This is a genomic window from Rothia sp. HMSC075F09, assembly GCF_001810515.1.
Lineage (GTDB): Bacteria > Actinomycetota > Actinomycetes > Actinomycetales > Micrococcaceae > Rothia.
Map to the genome: position 1 here is coordinate 39,152 of NZ_KV801763.1, position 2,554 is coordinate 41,705.

Sequence of the window (2,554 nt, forward strand, 5' to 3'; positions counted from 1 at the left end):
GCTGGCGGGGGTTTCTTGCTGGGCTTTTGAGGTGGGCTCTTCGCGGTTGGCTGGGGGAGGTGGGAGCAATGGGAGGTGGAATCCGTCCTGCTGAGTTCGTGTGCAGAACGTGCGTGTGTTACCTTGAGGTGTGGGCGAGGAAGCTCGTTCACCGTCACATCAACTTCAACTTCCGGAAGCTAAATATATGGTTACTTTTCAGGCTTATGCCGTCCCTGTATCTTTTCAAGGTGAGTGCGCTGAGGTTCTCACGATGCGGTTCAAGCATCTAACTCAGACAAGTCAGATGTTTACTCGCTAAAGGTATTTATTCGTTTAATGATCTCATTTGTTGTCTGAACAATGAGTGTTCTTCTTAAGTTGATGTATTAGATATTTCAACTCACAACAAATGTAGAAAATTTATGTATCCCCAAGGATTATTGCCGTGACTATGATTTTTCGTAGCTCTCGTAGAGGTTTTATGAAGGGCGTGCTAGGCGTTGGTAGCGTCTTAGCTTTGAGCGCCTGCTCATCCACGCCAAAAACCAAAGATAATAACTCAAAAGAAACCCCTTCGGCAACAGCTAGCGCCTCCCCGAAGCATAATGCCTACGCAAAACCATTCCATGACGATTATGATTACCGCGAGGCAATCAACGATCCGAAAAATGTATTTAATATCGGCATATATGAACCAGCAACGGAAGCACATCCCGCATACGCTGCGCCGCCGCCATACTACAACAGCACATACGAGCGTAATATGACGGCTTCTTCCATGAATATCGCGGTCACTTATTATGCAAATTATCAGAACTATATGCTTCTATCCGGAGACTCGCGACGACTTCATCTTGAAAATATGTTAGGCGGATTGTTCTTCCCCACCATTCAAGAACTCTACGACAACGCTAGTGGCTGGGTCATTACCCCGAACCAGCGAATTCTTAATTTCAAGATTCTTGAACCTCAGCCCCGTATTGTGGATGAAGCAAATCACCTATGCGAAATTAACGTTCGATACGACCTGAAACCAGAGGCGAAAGTCTTTATCACGGCAGAGAAAAAGCTCTACCCGATTACTGATTTTGACACCCGCAACCTTGTTACAGGCGGTTCCATCTACGGAACTATGGTGTGCCGATTCTTAGATCCAAAGTGGGAAGTGAACTTTACCCCCACATATGGTCCTGTACAGGGGAACTAGAGGAAAGGAAGACCAATGAAGGAAAACAATAACACCCCTGCTCCCCAGGAATCCTCAACCGGTAATAACCCATCAGAGCCGAAGAAGAACCCCAAAATCTCTCGTCGTGCCCTGCTGTTGGGATCTGCTGTGGTAGGTACCGCTGCGGCATCAGGTCTGTACGTAGCTGGCTCGAACTGGAGAGCTTCGCTAAAAGAGCGAATCGCGCAAGAAGATACCGCGTGGGAGCGAAATCAGGCGCTCGCCGCCGCTGAACCTGCAACAATAATTGCAGAAGAAAGCTATAAGAATACTGCAGCAGGTCTATCTGGTCCGCTGGTATATACCGCATACCGAAAAGATGGAGTCTACGTTCCCGCAACCCGTGAGAGCCCCGCGCAGAATGTACCCTACCCGGTTATCCGCGAGAAGATGAATACATACGATATTTCAGGTATGTACTTATTCTTTGCCTACTATAATGCCGCCAAGAACTACGGGTATTTGACCGGTGATCTTGAGCCCCTAGCAAAGATAGTTGACCCCGAAAAAGTTATCTTTTCTAATGTGTACGAATTTATCACCAATAACCAGGGGTGGATTGTTTCGGATCAAGAAATCGAATCGTATATGGTGGAAACTCACGGATACGGTAGCCGAGAGATTCAGGGACGAAAAATATACAAGCTGCAGACGGAATTGTCGATATATGGAGACGCCTATTTTGTGTACCGCGATACCGGTGAAGTGAAGTATTTTCGGGATATGTTTCATACTGACCGCCACCCGACTATAGATTTCTACGGCGAGTTTTTGGACGGACGCTGGGTAAGCGTTGACGAAAATCTGCAAGGTGACCTTTTGTTGCCCAAGGGTGTTTCTGTTGCTGGATACACGAAATAGATTCGTGAATTCAAAATAGCATTAGGTAATAAGAGATATATTTTAGGAAGGAGAGGAAATGAGTGTCGACCCGGAGTGGACTAAAAAATTCTTCAACCAAGAGGACTATAGGGGAGCATACCATCTTGTCGATACTGACATGATTGGAATTTATACCCCAGCAGACCAGCAGCACCCTGCATATTCTGCGCCGCCGCCAGATTACAGCTATACGTTTACTAAATTTCTAACGTCCGCTGATTTGAAATTCTATAATAGCTACTATTATCAATGCCAAAACTATATGCTTTTGGCATCCGATTCGCGCCGCCTCGAATATGCAATGACCGCCGAAGAACTATTCTTCCCCGCCATCCAAGATATCTTTGACGACGGAAAAGGGTGGGTCATCACCCCCAACCAACAAATCTTGACCATGCACATTCTCGAAGCACAACCGCGCATCCACAACGAAGAACAAAAAATCTTCGACTGGAACGTCAA

3 protein-coding genes are annotated in these 2,554 nt (G+C 46.4%); all 3 read left to right on the forward strand.

Features of this window, described 5'->3' with window-relative positions:
• Positions 1-433 precede the first annotated feature (433 nt).
• Positions 434-1,189 (forward strand): DUF6318 family protein, encoded by a 756-nt coding sequence (locus tag HMPREF2749_RS00515; RefSeq protein ID WP_246823467.1) that lies wholly within the window; start codon positions 434-436, stop codon positions 1,187-1,189.
• Positions 1,190-1,204: 15 nt separating this feature from the next.
• Positions 1,205-2,071, forward strand: coding sequence for a DUF6318 family protein (locus HMPREF2749_RS00520; protein ID WP_070592976.1), 867 nt, complete (start codon positions 1,205-1,207; stop codon positions 2,069-2,071).
• A gap of 58 nt (positions 2,072-2,129) precedes the next feature.
• The coding region (locus HMPREF2749_RS00525) for a DUF6318 family protein (protein WP_070592977.1) at positions 2,130-2,554 on the forward strand (425 nt) is incomplete at its 3' end.